This window comes from Polaromonas sp. (assembly GCF_030689685.1).
GTDB lineage: Bacteria > Pseudomonadota > Gammaproteobacteria > Burkholderiales > Burkholderiaceae_C > Polaromonas.
In genome coordinates, this window is record NZ_JAUYEY010000027.1 from 107,008 (window position 1) to 123,870 (window position 16,863).

General features: G+C 62.6%; 21 protein-coding genes. 15 read left to right on the plus strand and 6 right to left on the minus strand.

Annotation, left to right across the window (positions count from 1 at the left end):
* Nucleotides 1–9: 9 nt before the first annotated feature.
* The 13 genes from Q8O29_RS07100 (at nucleotide 10) to Q8O29_RS07160 (ending at nucleotide 11,614) form a co-directional block, all read left to right on the plus strand.
* Nucleotides 10–1,176 (plus strand): DUF3322 domain-containing protein, encoded by a 1,167-nt coding sequence (locus Q8O29_RS07100; protein WP_305561362.1) that lies wholly within the window; start codon nucleotides 10–12, stop codon nucleotides 1,174–1,176.
* The gene (gene cbiB / locus Q8O29_RS07105) at nucleotides 1,173–2,129 is read left to right on the plus strand and encodes an adenosylcobinamide-phosphate synthase CbiB (RefSeq protein WP_305561363.1); all 957 of its coding nucleotides are present in this window, start codon (nucleotides 1,173–1,175) and stop codon (nucleotides 2,127–2,129) included. The genes Q8O29_RS07100 and cbiB overlap by 4 nt, the downstream gene beginning before the upstream one ends.
* Nucleotides 2,126–3,133 carry an aminotransferase class I/II-fold pyridoxal phosphate-dependent enzyme gene (locus Q8O29_RS07110; RefSeq protein WP_305561364.1) on the plus strand — a complete coding sequence of 336 codons (1,008 nt, stop codon included), beginning with the start codon at nucleotides 2,126–2,128 and terminating at the stop codon, nucleotides 3,131–3,133. The genes cbiB and Q8O29_RS07110 overlap by 4 nt, the downstream gene beginning before the upstream one ends.
* Nucleotides 3,134–3,182: 49 nt before the next feature.
* Complete coding sequence (locus Q8O29_RS07115) at nucleotides 3,183–3,515, plus strand: type II toxin-antitoxin system RelE/ParE family toxin (RefSeq protein ID WP_305561365.1); 333 nt, start codon at nucleotides 3,183–3,185, stop codon at nucleotides 3,513–3,515.
* A 19-nt stretch (nucleotides 3,516–3,534) separates the two neighbouring features.
* The gene (locus Q8O29_RS07120) at nucleotides 3,535–3,789 is read left to right on the plus strand and encodes a helix-turn-helix domain-containing protein (protein ID WP_371134171.1); all 255 of its coding nucleotides are present in this window, start codon (nucleotides 3,535–3,537) and stop codon (nucleotides 3,787–3,789) included.
* Nucleotides 3,786–3,968 carry a hypothetical protein gene (locus Q8O29_RS07125; RefSeq protein ID WP_305561367.1) on the plus strand — a complete coding sequence of 61 codons (183 nt, stop codon included), beginning with the start codon at nucleotides 3,786–3,788 and terminating at the stop codon, nucleotides 3,966–3,968. The genes Q8O29_RS07120 and Q8O29_RS07125 overlap by 4 nt, the downstream gene beginning before the upstream one ends.
* 30 nt (nucleotides 3,969–3,998) lie before the next feature.
* Nucleotides 3,999–5,468 (plus strand): cobyric acid synthase, encoded by a 1,470-nt coding sequence (locus Q8O29_RS07130; protein WP_371134168.1) that lies wholly within the window; start codon nucleotides 3,999–4,001, stop codon nucleotides 5,466–5,468.
* Nucleotides 5,469–5,527: 59 nt separating this feature from the next.
* On the plus strand, nucleotides 5,528–7,870 hold the full coding sequence (locus tag Q8O29_RS07135) for an ATP-dependent DNA helicase (protein WP_305561369.1): 2,343 nt from the start codon (nucleotides 5,528–5,530) through the stop codon (nucleotides 7,868–7,870).
* Nucleotides 7,871–8,041: 171 nt separating this feature from the next.
* Nucleotides 8,042–8,221 (plus strand): type II toxin-antitoxin system RelE/ParE family toxin, encoded by a 180-nt coding sequence (locus Q8O29_RS07140; protein WP_305561370.1) that lies wholly within the window; start codon nucleotides 8,042–8,044, stop codon nucleotides 8,219–8,221.
* On the plus strand, nucleotides 8,218–8,517 hold the full coding sequence (locus Q8O29_RS07145; RefSeq protein ID WP_305561371.1) for an addiction module antidote protein: 300 nt from the start codon (nucleotides 8,218–8,220) through the stop codon (nucleotides 8,515–8,517). Before Q8O29_RS07140 ends, Q8O29_RS07145 begins: the two co-directional genes overlap by 4 nt.
* A gap of 38 nt (nucleotides 8,518–8,555) precedes the next feature.
* Nucleotides 8,556–9,176, plus strand: coding sequence for a GrpB family protein (locus Q8O29_RS07150; RefSeq protein WP_305561372.1), 621 nt, complete (start codon nucleotides 8,556–8,558; stop codon nucleotides 9,174–9,176).
* A gap of 115 nt (nucleotides 9,177–9,291) precedes the next feature.
* Nucleotides 9,292–10,386, plus strand: a complete 1,095-nt coding sequence (gene aroC / locus Q8O29_RS07155) for a chorismate synthase (RefSeq protein ID WP_305561373.1) — start codon at nucleotides 9,292–9,294, stop codon at nucleotides 10,384–10,386.
* Nucleotides 10,387–10,399: 13 nt separating this feature from the next.
* Complete coding sequence (locus tag Q8O29_RS07160; protein ID WP_305561374.1) at nucleotides 10,400–11,614, plus strand: MFS transporter; 1,215 nt, start codon at nucleotides 10,400–10,402, stop codon at nucleotides 11,612–11,614.
* Nucleotides 11,615–11,689: 75 nt separating this feature from the next.
* On the opposite strand, the gene Q8O29_RS07165 is transcribed toward Q8O29_RS07160, so the two are convergent.
* Complete coding sequence (locus Q8O29_RS07165) at nucleotides 11,690–12,571, minus strand: DMT family transporter (protein ID WP_305561375.1); 882 nt, start codon at nucleotides 12,569–12,571, stop codon at nucleotides 11,690–11,692.
* Nucleotides 12,572–12,695: 124 nt separating this feature from the next.
* On the opposite strand from Q8O29_RS07165, the gene aroQ reads away from it, so the two are divergent.
* Nucleotides 12,696–13,151: a type II 3-dehydroquinate dehydratase gene (aroQ, locus tag Q8O29_RS07170; RefSeq protein WP_305561376.1), complete on the plus strand. Its 456-nt coding sequence runs from the start codon at nucleotides 12,696–12,698 to the stop codon at nucleotides 13,149–13,151.
* Between the two features lie 30 nt (nucleotides 13,152–13,181).
* Entirely contained in the window at nucleotides 13,182–13,592 is a 411-nt protein-coding gene (arfB, locus tag Q8O29_RS07175) for an alternative ribosome rescue aminoacyl-tRNA hydrolase ArfB (protein ID WP_305561377.1), read from the plus strand.
* Nucleotides 13,593–13,768: 176 nt separating this feature from the next.
* Here the strand turns inward: arfB and Q8O29_RS07180 are convergent, their stop codons facing one another.
* From Q8O29_RS07180 to Q8O29_RS07200, 5 genes are all read right to left on the minus strand, one after another.
* Nucleotides 13,769–13,975: a type II toxin-antitoxin system HicB family antitoxin gene (locus Q8O29_RS07180; RefSeq protein WP_305561378.1), complete on the minus strand. Its 207-nt coding sequence runs from the start codon at nucleotides 13,973–13,975 to the stop codon at nucleotides 13,769–13,771.
* Nucleotides 13,976–14,198: 223 nt separating this feature from the next.
* Entirely contained in the window at nucleotides 14,199–14,546 is a 348-nt protein-coding gene (locus tag Q8O29_RS07185; RefSeq protein ID WP_305561379.1) for a nitrile hydratase accessory protein, read from the minus strand.
* A complete protein-coding gene (nthB, locus tag Q8O29_RS07190) occupies nucleotides 14,543–15,202 on the minus strand; it encodes a nitrile hydratase subunit beta (RefSeq protein WP_305561380.1) in 660 nt (219 codons plus the stop codon). The genes Q8O29_RS07185 and nthB overlap by 4 nt, the downstream gene beginning before the upstream one ends.
* Entirely contained in the window at nucleotides 15,199–15,816 is a 618-nt protein-coding gene (gene nthA / locus Q8O29_RS07195; RefSeq protein WP_305561381.1) for a nitrile hydratase subunit alpha, read from the minus strand. Before nthA ends, nthB begins: the two co-directional genes overlap by 4 nt.
* A gap of 285 nt (nucleotides 15,817–16,101) precedes the next feature.
* The gene (locus Q8O29_RS07200) at nucleotides 16,102–16,857 is read right to left on the minus strand and encodes a sulfite exporter TauE/SafE family protein (protein WP_305561382.1); all 756 of its coding nucleotides are present in this window, start codon (nucleotides 16,855–16,857) and stop codon (nucleotides 16,102–16,104) included.
* Nucleotides 16,858–16,863 lie beyond the last annotated feature (6 nt).

Consider the following 16,863-nt stretch of genomic DNA (forward strand, 5'->3'; position numbering starts at 1 on the left):
GATTCGCTTATGAACTGGACCACCCCCGCCGACTTGCGCGCCCAGGTGCAAAAGCTCTGGGACAAGGGCTTGCTGCTGAAGCCCACGGACAGCGCAAACGAGTTGTTCCCGCTGCGCCTGCGCTTTACCGCGCCATCCACCACCGAGTTGACTGCGCGCTTCGACGAGGTACGGGCCTGGATAGCGGGCCTGGCAGCCGGCGCGCAGCGCCTGCGGATCGTGCAGCGTGAGTGGCGTCACGCGATTCTGGGCAACAACAGTGTGCCCAGCGAAGCCTGGGTCGATACGCCAGCCGATGCGCTGGCGCTTATCGGCAAACAAAAAGAAGCCCAGCGCTTTGCCGCGCTGGCCTTGCTCACGCAAAACCAACAGCCCGAACTGTTGCCCTGGCTGGCCAGACGGCCGCTCCAGGCGCTGGCGCTGGCCGACGCCTGGCCGCGCCTCTTGAGCGTGGTGGCCTGGCTGCAAGCGCATCCGCGCCCCGGTATTTACCTGCGGCAGGTCGATGTTGCCGGTGTGGACAGCAAATTCATTGAGTTGCACCGCAGCGTGCTGGCAGAACTGTTCGACCTGGCCTTGCCGCCCGAGGCTATACACCACACTGCCACCGGCGCGTCCGGGTTTTGTCAGCGTTATGGCTTTTTGGACAAGCCCCTGCGGATTCGGTTTCGTTGGCTGGATACGCTTGATGCCCGTTACGGGCAGGACGTCGCCATCACGCAAATCACTTTTGAACAACTCGCGCCCCCAATTGCCCACGTTTTCATCACCGAAAACGAAGTAAATTTTTTGGCGTTCCCGCCTGTGGCCGATGCCATGGTCGTCTTTGGTGGCGGTTTTGGCGGCCTGGACCGGTTGCGTGCCGCTGACTGGTTGAACCAGCGTCAGTTGCATTACTGGGGCGACATAGATACCCACGGCTTCGCCATGCTCGATCAACTGCGCGCCTACTTTCCACAAGCCCAGTCCCTGCTGATGGACGAGCGCACACTGCTGGCCCATGCCGAGCACTGGGGCCACGAAGGGCTAGCCCAGCAGCGCGATTTGCCGCGCCTGACGGCGCACGAACGGGCCGTGTACGACAGCCTGCGCGACAACCGCATCCGAGCCGGCCTGCGGCTGGAGCAAGAGCGCATCGGCTTTGGCTGGGTTTGCCAGGCGCTGGCGGCTTTGTGACGCTTGACTTCGACGCAGTGGCATGCGCCCTGGCTTTGCTGGTGGCTTTGGCCATTGACTGCGTGTTCGGTGAGCCAGCAGCGCGCTGGCATCCGGTGGTCTGGATGGGCAGTTTTCTCAAGCGCATGGAGCCGCTCTTGCTGCGCCAGCCGCCGTGGCCGCCGCAAACCCGGGATTTGAAGGCGTTTGGCCTTGCAGCCCTTGTATGGATTGCTGGTGCAGCTATTGTTTTTATAGCGGCTATGGCGTTGCAGTGGGCGATTTTTCAGCTGCATGGATGGCTGGCGGCTTTGCTGCTGGGCGTGGCGCTCAAGCCGATGTTCGCTTGGCGCATGTTGCGCAGCGAGGTGCAGGCTGTCGAAGACGCGCTACAGACCTCGCTGACAGCGGGGCGCGATCGGCTGGCCATGCTGGTCAGCCGCGACACGGCGCACTTAAGCGAAAGCGAGGTGCGCGAAAGCGCCATTGAATCGCTGGCCGAAAACTTGAGCGATTCAGTAGTGGCCCCCATCTTCTGGTTTGTCTTGTTTGGCCTGCCCGGCGCCGCCATCTACCGCTTTGCCAACACCGCCGATGCGATGTGGGGCTACCGGGGGCGTTGGGAGTGGGCGGGAAAATGGGCCGCGCGTGCGGACGATGTGCTGTCCTGGGTGCCCGCGCGGCTGACCGCTGTGCTGATCTGGGCGGTGACGCGTACCTTCCGGCTGCGCACCCTGCGACCAGAGGCGCTGCGCACGCCGTCGCCAAACAGCGGTTGGCCCATGGCGGCCATGGCACTCACCCTCGGCGTGGGCCTGCGCAAACCCGGTGTCTATGCGCTCAACGCTGCGGGCAGGGCGCCGCAAGCCCTAGACACCCTTCTGGCTTTGGATGTTGCATCAAAAGTGGTTGTAGCCCTTGCTGTACTTGCGCCAACAGCTATGTTATTGATAGCGACTGGAGTTGCCCGATGATGCCCCGCAGCCACGGCGGGCCTGACGAAGAGGGGGTGCCGCTGCACGATTTTTCCAGCAATAGCAACGCCTGCGGACCGTGCCCGGTGGCGCTGGCAGCCGTGCAGCAGGCCGATGCGGCGTGTTACCCGGACGCCACTTATGCGGTGTTGCGTGCGCAGCTTGCAGATTTTCATGGTGTCAACCTGCAGCGCATGGTGCTGGCCGGCAGCGCCAGTGAATTCATCTTTCGTATCACGGCGCTGGCGGGGCAGCGCGGCGCCCGCGCCGTGTGGCTGCCGCCACACGCTTATGGCGACTATGCGCATGCAGCACAGGCCTGGCGTCTGGCCGTGGTGCCTGACCCCGCACAGGCGCCACTGCGCTGGGCCTGTGAGCCGTCCAGCCCGCTGGGCGTCGCACAGGCAGGGCTGGATCAACTGGCGGGCGGCGGCGCACTGTGTGTGCTGGACCGCGCGTACGAGCCTTTGCGGCTCAGCGGTGCATCGGCGCTTGCGGATACAGCGTTGCAAAAATTCTGGCAGCTCTGGACACCGAACAAGGCCCTCGGCCTGACCGGCGTGCGTGCGGCCTATGTGATTGCGCCGCCCGACGCCGAAGAGCTGGTAGCGCAACTTGAAAGCCTGGCAGCGTCATGGCCTGTGGGTGCGCACGGCGTCGCCATGTTGCAGGCCTGGACCACGCCCGAGGTGCAAAGCTGGCTGACGGGCAGCCTGGACACCCTGCGCGACTGGAAAACGCGGCAAGTCGCGCTGTGCGAATCAGGGGGCTGGCGTTGCCTGCCGAGCGAGGCCAATTTTTTCTGCGCACGGCCTGCGTTGCCTGAGAGCGTCGGGCTGCAGCAGGCGCTGGCGCAACTGCGGGCGCAGGGCATCAAGCTGCGCGATGCGACTTCCTTCGGCCTGCCTGGCCATGTGCGCATGAGTGTGATGCCGCCCGCTGCGCAGGACGCGCTGCGACTGTCCTGGCGCGGTTTGCGCCGTAACAGTGGCATGTCGTCCTGAAAGTTCAACCAAGCAATCTAGATAAGTAACATATTTGTTATAATTTTGTGTGGATTACTCGATCACCTACTACAGCGGCGCGGTGCAGGAGCAGATCGTTGAACTGCCTGATACCCTTGCCGCCCGCTACATCGTTCTGACACGTCGAATGCTTGCACTGGGTCCGAACCTTGGCGAACCCCACTCCAAGGCGTTCGGTGACGGCCTATTCGAACTTCGACTCAAAGGTGCGGAAGGCATAGCCCGAGTATTTTTTTGTACGCTGGTGGGAAAACGTATCGTGATGCTTCACAGTTTCGTCAAGAAAACCGACCGTACCCCAGCTCGCCACCGCGAGATTGCCAAAACCCGAATGAAGGAGATCAAACGTGAAAACGCATGAACAAGTTGTCAACAAACTGATGCGCCGACCCGGCGTGCGCATTGAGGTGGAGCGTATCGAGCGGGAAGAGGGTGTCCTGCTTGATGCCCTGCTGAAAGCGCGTCAGGATGCCGGTTTGACGCAGGCCGACGTGGCAGAGCTGATGGGAACGCAGGCACCTGCTGTCGCACGACTGGAGCGGTCGCTGGCCACCGGCAAACATTCACCTTCCATTGCAACCCTGCGCAAATACGTTAAAGCCTGCGGCAAAAATTTGCTCTGGCGCGTGGCGTGACCATTCTCCGAAGCGGGACAGAAGCAAGACCCGCCATCAGACGCAGTGAAGCTGTCTTCGGCAAGCGCGAGGACTTTGAGCAGTTTCTGAAGCTGGTGCCCGATGCGCCTGCGTTGGCAGGCGATGAGCTGCCTTCAGATGCGGATGCCTTGGTAAAAACAAGAAATAAAAAAGCCTGAGAGTTCTTTGAAGTGACCGCAAAAAGTGTGATGGTTCTGGGTACCACCAGTGGTGCCGGCAAAAGCTGGCTGACCACTGCCTTGTGCCGCTACTACGCGCGGCAGGGGCTCAAGGTGGCGCCTTTCAAGGCGCAGAACATGAGCAACAACGCAAGGGTGGTGGCAGGAGGGGAGATCGGCAGCGCCCAATACTTTCAGGCACTGGCGGCGCGCGCCGAGCCTGAGGTGCGTATGAATCCGCTGCTGCTCAAGCCCGAGAAAGACACCCACAGCCAGGTGATTTTGATGGGCCAGGTCAACGCCGAACTCTCGCGCATGGAATGGCGGGGCCGCAGCGCCTCGGTCTGGCCGGTGGTGGCGCAGGCGCTGGACGAGTTGCTGCAGGAAAACGATGTGGTGGTGATTGAAGGCGCGGGCTCGCCGGCCGAGATCAACCTGAAAGGCAGCGACATCGTCAACATGCGTGTTGCCCAGCACGCCAACGCGGCCTGCCTGCTGGTCACCGATATCGATCGTGGCGGCGCCTTTGCGCATCTGTACGGTACCTGGGCCATGCTCGATGAAGCAGAACGCAAACTGATCAGAGGTTTTGTGCTGAACAAGTTTCGCGGCGACGCAACGCTTCTGGCGCCCGGGCCGCAGATGTTGCAGGACCTGACCGGCGTGCCCACGGTTGCAACGCTGCCGATGTGGTGGCAACACGGCCTGCCCGAGGAAGACGGCCTGTTTCACGCTTCCGGCTTGCTCCCTCTCCCGCTGGGAGAGGGCAGGGGTGAGGGCTCCCCTGCCCGTGCACCCCTCAACATCTCAATCGTCGCCTACCCGCGCATCAGCAACCTCGATGAATTCCAGCCGCTTAAAAACGTGCCGGGCATTCACCTCGAATGGGTCCGCACCCCAGCTGAATTGACAGACGCCGACTGGATCATCCTGCCCGGCTCCAAACACACCAGCGGCGACCTGGCCTGGTTGCGCGCCCAGGGGCTGGACAGCGCGATTGCAGCGCATGCCGGGCGGGGCGGGGCGGTGCTGGGCATTTGCGGCGGGTTGCAGATGCTGGGCGAGGCGCTCATCGATCCGCACGGCATCGACGGCAACGGGCCCGGCCTCGGCCTGCTGCCGGTGGTCACGCTGTTTGAAACCGACAAGACCGTGCGGCACCGGCAGGCGAGTTTTTCATCGGTGGGTGGCGCGTGGGCGGCACTGTCGGGTGTGGCCGTGCAGGGCTACGAAATTCACCATGGCCAGACCGCGCCGCACAGCGCCATGGCCGCAGCCGGCGATGTGGCGCATGCCGTCATGCCCGAGGGCTTGGCCTGGCAAAACGGCAGCGGCAACGTATTGGGTGTTTACCTGCATGGCCTGTTTGAAGACCCGGCAGTGCTGCAGGCACTGTTCGGGGTCAACACGCCTACGCTGGAGTCGGTATTTGAGGGTCTGGCCGACTACATCGGCCAACATTTTGATCCGGGTGTACTGGACGGCCTGATCGCCGCATAGTCAGCGGGTGGCTACAATACTGGCTATTCATACAGTAACGTAGCAAGCAACACCCTCCCATGAGCAAGCCACACGACCCGGACGAGCCGTATGTTGTGGTCGTGCGTGCTTTATGTGACTTCACTGCCAAACGCGGTGACCTGGATCTGCGTTTCACCCCGTCACCTTCAGCGCTCGAAGGCATGGCCGGTCACCGCATGGTGGCGCTACGGCGGCCGCCGCACTATCAGACCGAACTCAGTCTGAGCGGGGACTACGAGAGTTTGCGCGTGCGTGGCCGCGCCGATGGTTACAACGCCGAAGCAGGGCAGCTTGAAGAAATCAAGACCTATCGCGGCAACCTGGAAGCCATGCGCGAGAACCACCGGCAACTGCACTGGGCGCAGCTCAAGGTCTATGGCCACCTGCTGTGCAGCCGGGACGGCTTGCAGCAGATCAAGCTGGCGCTGGTCTATTTCAATGTCACCACGCAGGACGAGACCTTGCTGGTCGAGTCCTGCAGCGCGGAGGACCTGCGGGCGTATTTCGAGGCGCAGTGCGAAAGCTTTCTGGGCTGGGCAAGGCAGGAGCTGGCGCACCGGGCCGCGCGCAACGAAGCGCTGGCCTTGTTGCCGTTTCCGCATGCGGCTTTCCGGCCTGGCCAGCGCGAACTGGCCGAGGCGGTCTACAAATCAGCCAGCAGCGGGCGCTGCCTGATGGCGCAGGCACCGACAGGCATTGGCAAAACCATAGGCACGCTGTTTCCTTTGCTCAAGGCCTGTCCGTCGCAGCAACTCGACAAGGTGTTTTTTCTCGCGGCCAAGACACCGGGCCGGCAACTGGCGCTGGATGCGCTGGCGCTGATCAAGACCGCAGCGCCAGCGCTTCCCCTGCGGGTGCTCGAGCTGGTGGCCAAAGGCAAGGCCTGTGAACACCCCGACAAGGCCTGCCACGGCGAGTCTTGCCCGCTGGCCCAGGGTTTTTATGACCGCTTGCCGGCGGCGCGGCAGGCTGCTGTCGATGCGGCTGCCGCCGCACCCGGTCCGCTCGACAAAAACGCGCTGCGCGAGGTCGCGCTGGCGCACCAGGTCTGCCCGTATTACCTGGGCCAAGACCTGCTGCACTGGAGCGACGTGGTGGTGGGCGACTACAACTATTACTTCGACGTGAACGCCATGCTGCATGCGCAGACGCAGGCCAACCAGTGGCGCGTCTGCGTGCTGGTCGATGAGGCGCACAACCTGGTCGAACGCGCGCGCAAGATGTATTCGGCCGAGTTGGACCCGGCGCATCTGGCGCTGGCGCGGCAGGCGGCGCCAGTCGACATCAAGCGCGTGCTGGACCGGCTCAAGCGCAGCTGGTACGACCTGTTCAAGGAGCAGCAGGAGGACTACCAGGTGTATGAAGACGTGCCGCAGGATTTTCGCGGTGCGCTGCAGCAGACAAGCAGCGCCATCCTCGACCACCTGGCCGACCATCCGTCGGGCATCGCCGCCAGTCTGCAGGACTTCTTTTTCGAGGTGCTGCATTTCTCGCGCATGGCTGAGCTGCTGGGCGCACATTCGCTGTTCGACATCACTCAGGGTGAGGGCGGGGCGCTGCTGTGCCTGCGCAACATCGTGCCCGCACCTTTTCTGGTGCCGCGTTTTAGCGCCGCGCGGTCGGCGACGCTGTTCTCCGCGACGCTGAGCCCGGCGGACTATTACAGCGACATGTTGGGCCTGCCTGATGACACCGCCTGGATCGACGTGGCCTCGCCCTTCAAAGCCGAGCAGCTCTCGGTGCGGGTGGTGGACGACGTATCGACCCGGTTCCAGCACCGTGAGCACTCGCTGTCCCCGATGGTGGATCTGATGGCCCGGCAGTACGCGCAGGTGCCCGGCAACTACCTGAGTTTTGTCAGCAGCTTTGACTACCTGCAGCAGCTGGCGGCGCTGTTCAAGGCGCGGTACCCGGACATCCCGGTCTGGGAGCAGTCGCGCGGCATGGAAGAAAGCGCGAAGAAAGGTTTTCTCGAACGCTTCACGCCAGCTTCAAGCGGCATCGGTTTTGCAGTGCTTGGTGGCGCGTTTGCCGAGGGCATTGACCTGCCCGGCAAACGCCTGATCGGCGCCTTCATCGCCACGCTGGGCTTGCCGCAGGTCAACCCGGTCAACGAGCAGATCAAAGGGCGCATGGAGGCCAGCTTCGGCCAGGGCTACGACTACACCTACCTCTACCCCGGCCTGCAAAAAGTGGTGCAGGCGGCGGGCCGGGTGATACGCGCCGAATCTGATCGCGGCGTGGTCTACCTGATTGACGACAGGTATGCGGGCGCGCAAGTGCGTGGGCTGTTTCCAGGGTGGTGGGAGGTGGAGCGCCTGCAGGCACGATTGCCAGATCCCGATGAAGAAAGAAGTCACGCAAGTCGCCCGACACATTGAGGGCGTGACGCCGGGCTTGACGTGGGAGAAGGTGGTCGTGGTGCGGTCCAGTAGGGGGTGATCCTTCTGTCAGTGCATCAAGGGATGCTGCACCGCAGCAAGCAGGAAGTGTTCCCGCAGGCAGTACCTGTGCATGCTTGACAACAGTATCCATTTGGATACAATTTCACGATGTTTCAAGTCCGCCAGACGCAACAGTTTCAGGACTGGCTCGATGCGCTAAAGGACCTTCGGGCTCAGGTGCGTATTGTTGCCAGATTGCGTCTTGTCGAAGCCGGTAGCCTGGGCGACTGGAAAGCGCTTGGAGGTGAAGTGTCTGAAATGCGGGTCGATGTCGGCCCCGGCCCATGACCACGTCCAAGCCAAAAACCAAACTGCTTGCCTTCGATGCAGCGAGGTACCTGACCGACGATGCCGCTGTTGCAGAGTACATGACGGCTGTTCTCGAAACCGACAACCCCGATCTTCTGCTTCTTGCGCTTGGCGACATCGCTCGCGCCAGAGGCATGGCGCAAGTTGCCAAGGATGCCGGTCTTGGAAGAGAAAGCCTGTACAAGGCGTTGGCGCCTGGCGCCAAACCACGGTTCGATACGGTGCTGAAGGTGGCGCGGGCGCTGGGGGTGAAGCTGACTGCGCAGGTGGCGTAGGGTGTTGCGGCTGTGAACGCTCAGAATAGGGGATCTGTATGAAAGCTAGAAAATTCGATCAGCAGTTCGACGAGGGTGTTGACCTCACTGCGTCGTTGGACGTGTCCAAAGCCCGGCGTGTTTTGCAGGAGCAAAACAGCCCTCTGGTGCAGATCGTTCCCTACGATGAATCATGGCCTGCGGAGTTCGAAACTGAGCGTTCGCTGCTGCAAAAAGCGCTTGCACCCTGGTTGACTGGCCCCATTGAGCACATCGGAAGCACGGCCGTACCGCTGCTGCCGGCAAAGCCAATCATCGACATAATGGCTCCGGTACACACGCTTGGGGCGTCGCGCCCGGCAATAGAGGCAGCGGCAAGCGCCGGCTACGTTTACTATCCCTACAAAGCAGAAGTCATGCACTGGTTCTGCAAGCCGTCCCCGCATCTTCGAACTCACCACCTACATTTGGTGCCGTTCGCAAGCCCACTCTGGGAAGAAAGGCTTCGCTTTCGTGATGCCTTGCGCCAGAACTTAGCACTCGCCGCAGAGTATGCTGAACTTAAACTACGACTTGCACAGCAGTTCCGCCTGGACCGAGAGGCCTACACAGAAGCCAAAGCGCCGTTCGTTCACCGGGTGCTTTCTGAAGTCACTGCGTCAGGCCACAATGCAACGTAACCCTTTTATCGAGCCGACGTGCCTTCGGCTCGCCGCTCATGGCAAACATTTTCGATCATTCCCGTAGCCTAAGCTTCGGGCTGATCCCGGTAATCTCATCTGGGATAATCCCCCCATGAGCGGCAACACCCTAGGCACCCTATTCGCAGTCACCAACTTCGGTGAATCCCACGGCCCGGCCATTGGCTGCGTGATTGATGGCTGCCCGCCGGGCATGGCGCTCTCCGAGGCGGACATCCAGGTCGAGCTGGACCGGCGCCGTCCCGGCACCAGCAAGTACGTGACGCAGCGCAATGAGCCGGACACGGTCGAAATTCTTTCAGGTGTCTACGAAGGCAAGACCACCGGCACACCGATCTGCCTGCTGATCAAAAACACCGACCAGCGCAGCAAGGACTACGGTGACATCCTCAACACCTTCCGGCCCGGCCATGCCGACTACAGCTATTTGCAGAAATACGGCATCCGCGACCCGCGCGGCGGCGGCCGGGCTTCGGCGCGGCTGACGGCGCCCACCGTGGCGGCCGGTGCGGTGGCCCGCAAGTGGCTGCTGGAAAAATACGGCACCACCTTTCGCGGCTGCATGACGCAGGTCGGCGACTTGGCGGTTGGTTTCGAGTCCTGGGAACATGTGCCCCACAACCCTTTCTTCGCGCCGGTTGCCGATGTGTCGGCGCTGGAAGCCTACATGGACGAGTTGCGCAAGGGCGGCGACTCCTGCGGCGCGCGCATCCGCGTGACCGCCAGCGGCGTGCCGGTGGGCCTGGGTGAGCCGCTGTTCGACAAGCTCGACGCCGACATCGCCTTTGCGATGATGGGCCTCAATGCGGTCAAGGGCGTGGAAATCGGCGCGGGTTTTGCCAGTGTCACGCAGCGTGGCAGCGCCCATGGCGATTCGCTGTCGCCCGAAGGCTTCGTGTCCAACAACGCCGGTGGCGTGCTGGGCGGCATCAGCACAGGGCAGGACCTGGAAGTGTCGATTGCCATCAAGCCGACCAGCTCCATCCTGACGCCGCGCGACTCGATCGACATGGCGGGCCAGCCGACCTCGGTCATCACCAAGGGCCGGCACGACCCCTGCGTCGGCATACGCGCGACGCCGATTGCCGAAGCCCTGCTGGCGCTTGTGGTGATGGACCACGCCTTGCGGCACCGCGCCCAATGCGGCGACGTGGTCTCGCCGATGCGCGCCATCAACGGCTCGGCCTGAATCGGCGCTGAACATGCCTGAAACCGCAGCGCGGCGCCGCCAGCTGGTGCCGTTTGCGGCGCTGTCGGCCAGCTACTTCGCCCACATCGGGTTTTTCAACCCCTATTTGCCGCTGTGGCTCAAGGAGCTGGGCTTCAGCATCATTGCGATCAGCCTGCTGACTTCGGTACAGGCCGCGACGCGCTTGTTTGCACCCTACGGCTGGGGTGCGCTCAGCGATCACACTGGTGAACGGGTCAAGCTGCTGCGTTACGGCGCAACGGTCGCGCTGATCAGTTCCTGCGGCCTGTGGCTGGACTTTGACGCGCGTTTCGGCATCTGGTGGCTGGCGGCGGTGCTGCTGGTGATGTTCACCCACACCAGCGCCATGATGCCCATGAGCGAGGCCGCGATGGCGCACTTGATCAGCCAGGGTGGAGCGTTTGACGCGCGGCGTTACGGCCGGGTACGGCTCTGGGGCTCGCTGGGTTTCCTGGTCACGGTGTTTGCCGCAGGCGCCTGGTTTGAGTTCTTCGGCATGAGCCATTTCCCGGCCTGGACTTTTTTGTCGCTGCTGGCGGTGACCATCAGCGTCTGGTGCCTGCCCAACCTGAAGGAGGCTGTCAACCCGCACGAAGAAAAAATGCCGGTGCTGCCGGTGCTGCGCCAGCGGGCTGTGCAGTGGTTTTTTGCGGCGGCTTTTTTTCATGTGCTGGCGCATATCGGGATCTACGTTTTTTTCTCACTCTACCTGGACAGCATTGGTTACAGCAAGGCCATGATAGGTATTCTGTGGGCGGTGTCGGTCATTGTCGAGATCGGCTGGTTCTATTCCCAGGGCCGCTGGCTGCCGCGTTTCAGTTTGACCGGCTGGCTGGTGATCTGTGCCGCCGCCATGACCTTGCGCATGGGGCTGACGGCCACCTTCGCCGGTGTGCTGGCCGTGCTGGTGTTTGCGCAGATGCTGCATGCGCTGACCTTTGCAACGCACCACACGGTGTGTATTGCCTTGTTGTCGCACCACTTTCCCGGGCGGCTGCGCGGGCGCGGCCAGGCGCTGTACGTGGTGGTGGCCTACGGCTTGCCCGGGGTGCTGGGCGGCCTGGCGGGTGGTTTGCTCAGCTCGGTCTACGGGCTGGGCAGTGTGTACTGGGCCTGCGCGGTCGCCAGCGCCATTGCCACCTTCTGCGCCTGGCGGGCGTGGCGGCTGCAGCGTGGGCTGGATGCTGCAGCTTCGGTGGCCGCATAATTTAAGCGTTTTAGGCCTCCAGCCCATACGGGGTGGGCGTAAGCAGCTATAAATTAAATAGCATGACGAAACAACTCATGCTTGGCCTTTGTCGCGAAACGGGTTGAACCCTGTGATCAGCGCGGTGGCCGCCAGCACCAGCACGCAGCCCGGTGCCATGCCCCAGGTGACAGGCTCGCCCAGAAAGATGCCACCCCAGGCCACGCCAAACAGCGGGATCATGAAGGCCGCCGAGGTGGCGGCGCTGGCCGAAATTTCGCGCATCAGGCGCATGCTGATCCAGTACATCAGCCCCGAGGTGACCAGGCCCAGCACCGCGACGGCAGCCAGCGCGCCGGTGCTGTAATGCGCCGTCGGAGCCGCCACACCCGCCGGCAACAGCAAGATCAGTGTGGCCGCCACATGCACCACCGCCGAGGCGGGCAAGGGCGAATAGGCCATGGTCGCGCGTTTCATCAAAATAGCGCCGAAGCCGTAGGCGGCCGCAGCCGCTGTGCAGGCCAGCGCGGCCAGCACCACGGGCGGTGTGACGGCGACCGGACCGAGCTGCACCAGCAATGCGACGCCGGCAAAACCGACCGCGCAACCGACCAGGCGTCGCGCGCTGAGCCGCTCTTCGCCCGCCGCAGCGGCACCCAGCACGCCGAACAGCGGCGCAGTGGCGTTGAGCACCGCCGAATAACCGGCCGGGATCACCAGCGCGGCCCAGTTGAACAGCACAAAAGGCGCGACGACGGTGAGCACGCTGAGCACGGCCAGCCGTGGCCAGGCGTCGCGACCCGGCCATGTCTCGCGCAGCACCCGCATCAGCAGCGCCAGCACCACCGCAGCCAGGGCGCAGCGCAGGCCCGCCAGCAGCCAGGGGCCGAGGGCAGGGCTGGCAATGCGCAGCAGCGGAAACGAGCCGCCCCACAGCGCGGACAGGGCAATCAACTGGAGGAAGTGGCGGGTTTGCATGGGGACCCGTGATTGTGCGCGATTCGCCCCGCTCCCACCGTCACGCAGATCCAGGCGGGCGGCCGGACAGCCCCCTAAAATTCAGGCTGGATAATGCCGGTTCACACATTGAAAGCCTGAGTCCATGAAAACAGTTCTCGTCCTCAACGGTCCCAACCTCAATCTGCTCGGCACGCGCGAGCCCGCTGTCTATGGCGCACAGACGTTGGCCGATGTGGAGGCCCTGTGCGCCAAAGCCTGCGTCACCCACGGTTTCAAGCTCGACTTTCGCCAGAGCAACCACGAAGGCGCGCTGGTCGACGCCATCCAGGAGGCGGGGCGCGCCCAGGCGGCCGGTACGCTGGTGGGCGTCGTCCTCAATGCCGGTGCCTACACCCACACCAGCGTGGCGCTGCATGACGCCATCAAGGGCGCTGGCGTGACCCTGATCGAGCTGCACATCAGCAACGTCCATGCGCGCGAGGCGTTTCGGCATCATTCCTACATTTCGCCGGCCGCCAGGGCGGTGATGGCCGGCTTCGGCGTCAAGGGGTATGCCTTGGCAATCGCCGGCTTGGCCGAGTTGGCCCAACCCGCTTGACGGGTCTTCTCAAACCTCCCGGGCGCTGAAATGCCGCTGCCGCTGAAATTTCCGGTGGATGAACGCGAGGTGGAGTTCAGCGCCATCCGGGCCCAGGGTGCGGGCGGGCAAAACGTCAACAAGGTGTCGAGCGCGATTCACCTGCGCTTTGACATTGCCGCCTCTTCGCTGCCCGACGACATCAAGGGCCGCTTGCTGGCGCTCAGCGACAGCCGGATTACGCTGGAAGGCGTGTTCGTCATTAAAGCGCAGCAGCACCGCACGCAAGAGATGAACCGGGCCGATGCCCTGGCGCGGTTGCAGGAAGTGGTTGACAGTGTGGCCCAGCCGCCCAAGCCGCGGCGCGCCACCAAGCCGACCTATGGCTCGAAGCAGCGGCGCCTGGCCGGAAAAAGCCAGCGCTCGGAGATCAAGGCCTCGCGCGGAAAGGTAGGTGAATGAGTGTTTTCAATCGGGTTTCATGGTGATTTATGCTTTTAGCCCAATACTGTTCAGCTAAGTCACTCACCCCACGCAGCAATGAAAAAACGTTGCTTTGTCGTTGCGGCCCCGGACCTGATCCGGGATCCATGGAGTGCGGGTTTCCGGACCGGGTCCGGGACAGACTCTGCCCGCAATCACAAGTAAAACTTTTTGCTACTGATCGCTACAGGACGCGACCCACTCTGTTCAAGGCGCTCGGCCAGGGCACGAAGGGCAAGCACTTCCGCCTTCGCCATGGCGTCGTCGGCAGTCTTGCCGTAGCACAGGACACCAGGAAGCTGCGGCACCTCAGCGATCCAGCGGCCATCGACTTCTTCCTCGCACTCGATGCTGAAATTCATGATTGATTTCCGTGGGGAAATAAGCGAAATTGTAACGCGCCATGCTCTGTGACGCCGAACGTCCACGTCCACCAGCGAGTGCGCACTGCGGATTGAGTGGGCGGTCAAGAATCGCTGCACTTTTGACGATTGAGGTGCGCTCGCCGATGCTTGGTTTCAAAGCTATCAGGCAGGCGACGACAGACAGAAACAGGCAAATGCAACTGGATGCAGGCAAAGACGACTAACTGAAATCGCCGGTCCGCAATTCAATCGGCTGACCATGAGGCGTACGGTCAGCGGCATGATCCCAGGCGTCACGATATCGATCCAGTTCGGCCCTGCTGCTGACGCCTTTGTTGGCTACCAGGGATTCGAGGGCATGCAGCCAGTGTTCGTAATAGGTGTCGCCCCGGTCCGGATCACCATCGCGCTGCGCACGGGCGATCTGCGCGGTCAGGGCGTCGGCCCATTCCTGCCAGGTGAAAATGCCACGCTCATGAAGCATCAATACCATGGCAAACGCCTGCGCTTCCCACGGCTCCCCAAAGACGGCGGCGCCATCGTTGATTGCCGCGGGAATTTCGGTCACAGTGCTTCCAGGTAAGGCTCAAATGCGTCGATGCAGACCTGCACGCCAGGCGAACCGGCATCCCCCCACAGCTCAACCCCGTCAAAGGCCACAGCATAGAGCCACTGTGGCTGCTCGCCCAGTCCCTGCGCGTGCGCGTCTGCAAACACGTGCACACCGCGAATTTGCTCAACCACACCTTCTTTGCCAAGAGCATACGCGGGTAACCGGGTGTGATGATCAGCCTGCAGTTTGCGAACCCGGACTTTCTGGCCCTGTGCATATCGACCGGGCTCGACAGGCGAGCGTTCGGTCGAAGCGCCTCGCGCCAGCGCTGCATGGACATCGGCCCCTTTTAGAACGCGTGGCAAGGCTGGCGATGCCTGCAACATCCGCTCGGCGCTGACTTCCTCGGGCGTCACCAGGCCCCGCTTTTCTAGCATGTTTTGCAGGGCAAAAAGCCAGATTTCGTAGTAGCTGAGTTCACGGTAGTCAGGCAGCGTCTCACGCGCGGCCCGCATCATGTCCAGGTTCCAGGCGCCGGTTGCGCCCATGGCGACGGTCAGTGCCAGTGCGCGTGGTTCCCACGACGCGTGGAACAATTCGCCTTCGGGTTCAAGCGTGACCGGGCCGAAACCCGGCAAGCCACCCAGATCAGCATGCGTCGTGTAAGTCACGACAGGCCTGACCCAGGGCGCAGTGCCAGCCCGGTTCCAATCATTGAATCCCGCGTGACGAGGCGGGCAAGTGCGTCTTCATCAAACCCCTCGCTGCCCTCAGGGCGACGCGGAAGAACGAGATAACGAACCTCCGCGGTCGAGTCCCAGACCCGGATCTCCATCGCTTCCGGCAGGGCGACCCCGAATTCCGCCAATACGCCGCGCGGGTCCTTGACGACCCGCGAACGGTACGGCGCACTCTTGTACCAGGTGGGCGGCAATCCCAGTACCGGCCAGGGATAGCAGCTGCACAGCGTACAGACCACCATGTTATGGCGCTCGGGGGTGTTCTCCACTACAACCATGTGTTCACCCTGGCGTCCCTGGTAGCCCAGCGAGGCAATCGCCGCCGTGGCATCGGTGAACAGCCATTCCCGGTAGGCTGGATCAGACCAGGCGCGCGCCACAACCCGCGCCCCATTGCGCGGGCCGACTCGGGTCTGATAGGTATCAATAATTGCATCCAGTGCGGCGGGATCGATGTACCCCTTTTGCGTCAGCACGGTTTCCAGTGCTCGCACGCGCAAATCCATTTCACCCAACTCGCTGTGATCGTGATCTGTTGAACTCATCTGCCAATCTTACGGCAATCACACTTTTCAAGCGATTCGCATGCACAGCTCATGAAGTCGGCAGGGGCGTCAAGAAATTTTTCCGTTTTGCATCATTAGCGGGCATTCGGCGACACACCGTTAACTGCCTGAAATCGCCCGACAGCTCCCATTCCATCTCAACCCTTGATTTCAAACAAAATCGGCCTCCAGCCCATTTGAAACGAGCGCAGCATGTTATTAAATCAATATCAGATTCAGAGCCGCTCCGGCTTCTGAAAGCCGGCGGGGCAGTTCAACGCCCCCTCAGGCGGAGCGTTGCAACAAACCCGGCACTGACGAGACGAGCAAGGCGACGCCGGTGCCTGTCAGCAGGCTCAGCACAATTTTTCGGAAAGTCGCTTCGCTGATGCCGATATAAAGCCGCGCCCCCAGCAGCGAGGGGATCAGCATGGCAGGGGCCACAATCGCCAGAAAAGGCAGGGTGGCGCGGCTGATGATGCCGGTGGCGATGTAGCTGCCAAAGGTGACCAGCAACATCGACAAATTGAAGTTTTGCACGATGGTGCGCTGAGCGTCTTTGTCCATCCCGCGCAGCGTGCACCAGAGTGTGGGCAACACGCCGGTAAAACCGCCCAGTGCACCCATCACGCCGCCGCCTGCACCGATCAGCGCGTCGGCGATGCGCCCGCCGCGGGTGATGCGCGGCAGTTGTGCACCGAACAGCATCGCCGGGCACCAGACGGCCAGCAGGGCGCCCAGAAAAGCCTTGAACACCTGCACGTCCACCTGCGGCAGCAGCAGCATGCCCAGCGGAATGCCTATCAGGCCTCCCACCACAAACGGTGCCAATGTCTTGAGGTCAAAGCCGCGCCGCACAGTCACGGCTGCAATGATTTGCCCGGTCAGGGCGCCAAACACCGCCATGGCCGCTGCCAGGCGCGGGTCAATCGTCCAGGCCCAGAAGGACATGGCCACCAGGCCGAAACCAAAACCCGACAGGCCCTGAACAAAGCCCGCAGCGATGGCACCGGCAATGATGACCAGCGTCTGGGTCTCCATGCCTCA

Coding starts and splice junctions, on each gene's coding strand:
- Q8O29_RS07165 (WP_305561375.1), bottom strand. CDS start 12,571: ATGCAAACCCGCCACTTCCTCCAGTTGATTGCCCTGTCCGCGCTGTGG.
- Q8O29_RS07200 (WP_305561382.1), bottom strand. CDS start 16,857: ATGGAGACCCAGACGCTGGTCATCATTGCCGGTGCCATCGCTGCGGGC.
- Q8O29_RS07150 (WP_305561372.1), top strand. CDS start 8,556: ATGAAAGCTAGAAAATTCGATCAGCAGTTCGACGAGGGTGTTGACCTC.
- aroQ (WP_305561376.1), top strand. CDS start 12,696: ATGAAAACAGTTCTCGTCCTCAACGGTCCCAACCTCAATCTGCTCGGC.
- Q8O29_RS07140 (WP_305561370.1), top strand. CDS start 8,042: ATGTTTCAAGTCCGCCAGACGCAACAGTTTCAGGACTGGCTCGATGCG.
- Q8O29_RS07145 (WP_305561371.1), top strand. CDS start 8,218: ATGACCACGTCCAAGCCAAAAACCAAACTGCTTGCCTTCGATGCAGCG.
- Q8O29_RS07160 (WP_305561374.1), top strand. CDS start 10,400: ATGCCTGAAACCGCAGCGCGGCGCCGCCAGCTGGTGCCGTTTGCGGCG.
- arfB (WP_305561377.1), top strand. CDS start 13,182: ATGCCGCTGCCGCTGAAATTTCCGGTGGATGAACGCGAGGTGGAGTTC.
- Q8O29_RS07135 (WP_305561369.1), top strand. CDS start 5,528: ATGAGCAAGCCACACGACCCGGACGAGCCGTATGTTGTGGTCGTGCGT.
- nthA (WP_305561381.1), bottom strand. CDS start 15,816: ATGAGTTCAACAGATCACGATCACAGCGAGTTGGGTGAAATGGATTTG.
- Q8O29_RS07110 (WP_305561364.1), top strand. CDS start 2,126: ATGATGCCCCGCAGCCACGGCGGGCCTGACGAAGAGGGGGTGCCGCTG.
- aroC (WP_305561373.1), top strand. CDS start 9,292: ATGAGCGGCAACACCCTAGGCACCCTATTCGCAGTCACCAACTTCGGT.
- Q8O29_RS07180 (WP_305561378.1), bottom strand. CDS start 13,975: ATGAATTTCAGCATCGAGTGCGAGGAAGAAGTCGATGGCCGCTGGATC.
- Q8O29_RS07130 (WP_371134168.1), top strand. CDS start 3,999: ATGGTTCTGGGTACCACCAGTGGTGCCGGCAAAAGCTGGCTGACCACT.
- Q8O29_RS07120 (WP_371134171.1), top strand. CDS start 3,535: ATGCGCCGACCCGGCGTGCGCATTGAGGTGGAGCGTATCGAGCGGGAA.
- Q8O29_RS07100 (WP_305561362.1), top strand. CDS start 10: ATGAACTGGACCACCCCCGCCGACTTGCGCGCCCAGGTGCAAAAGCTC.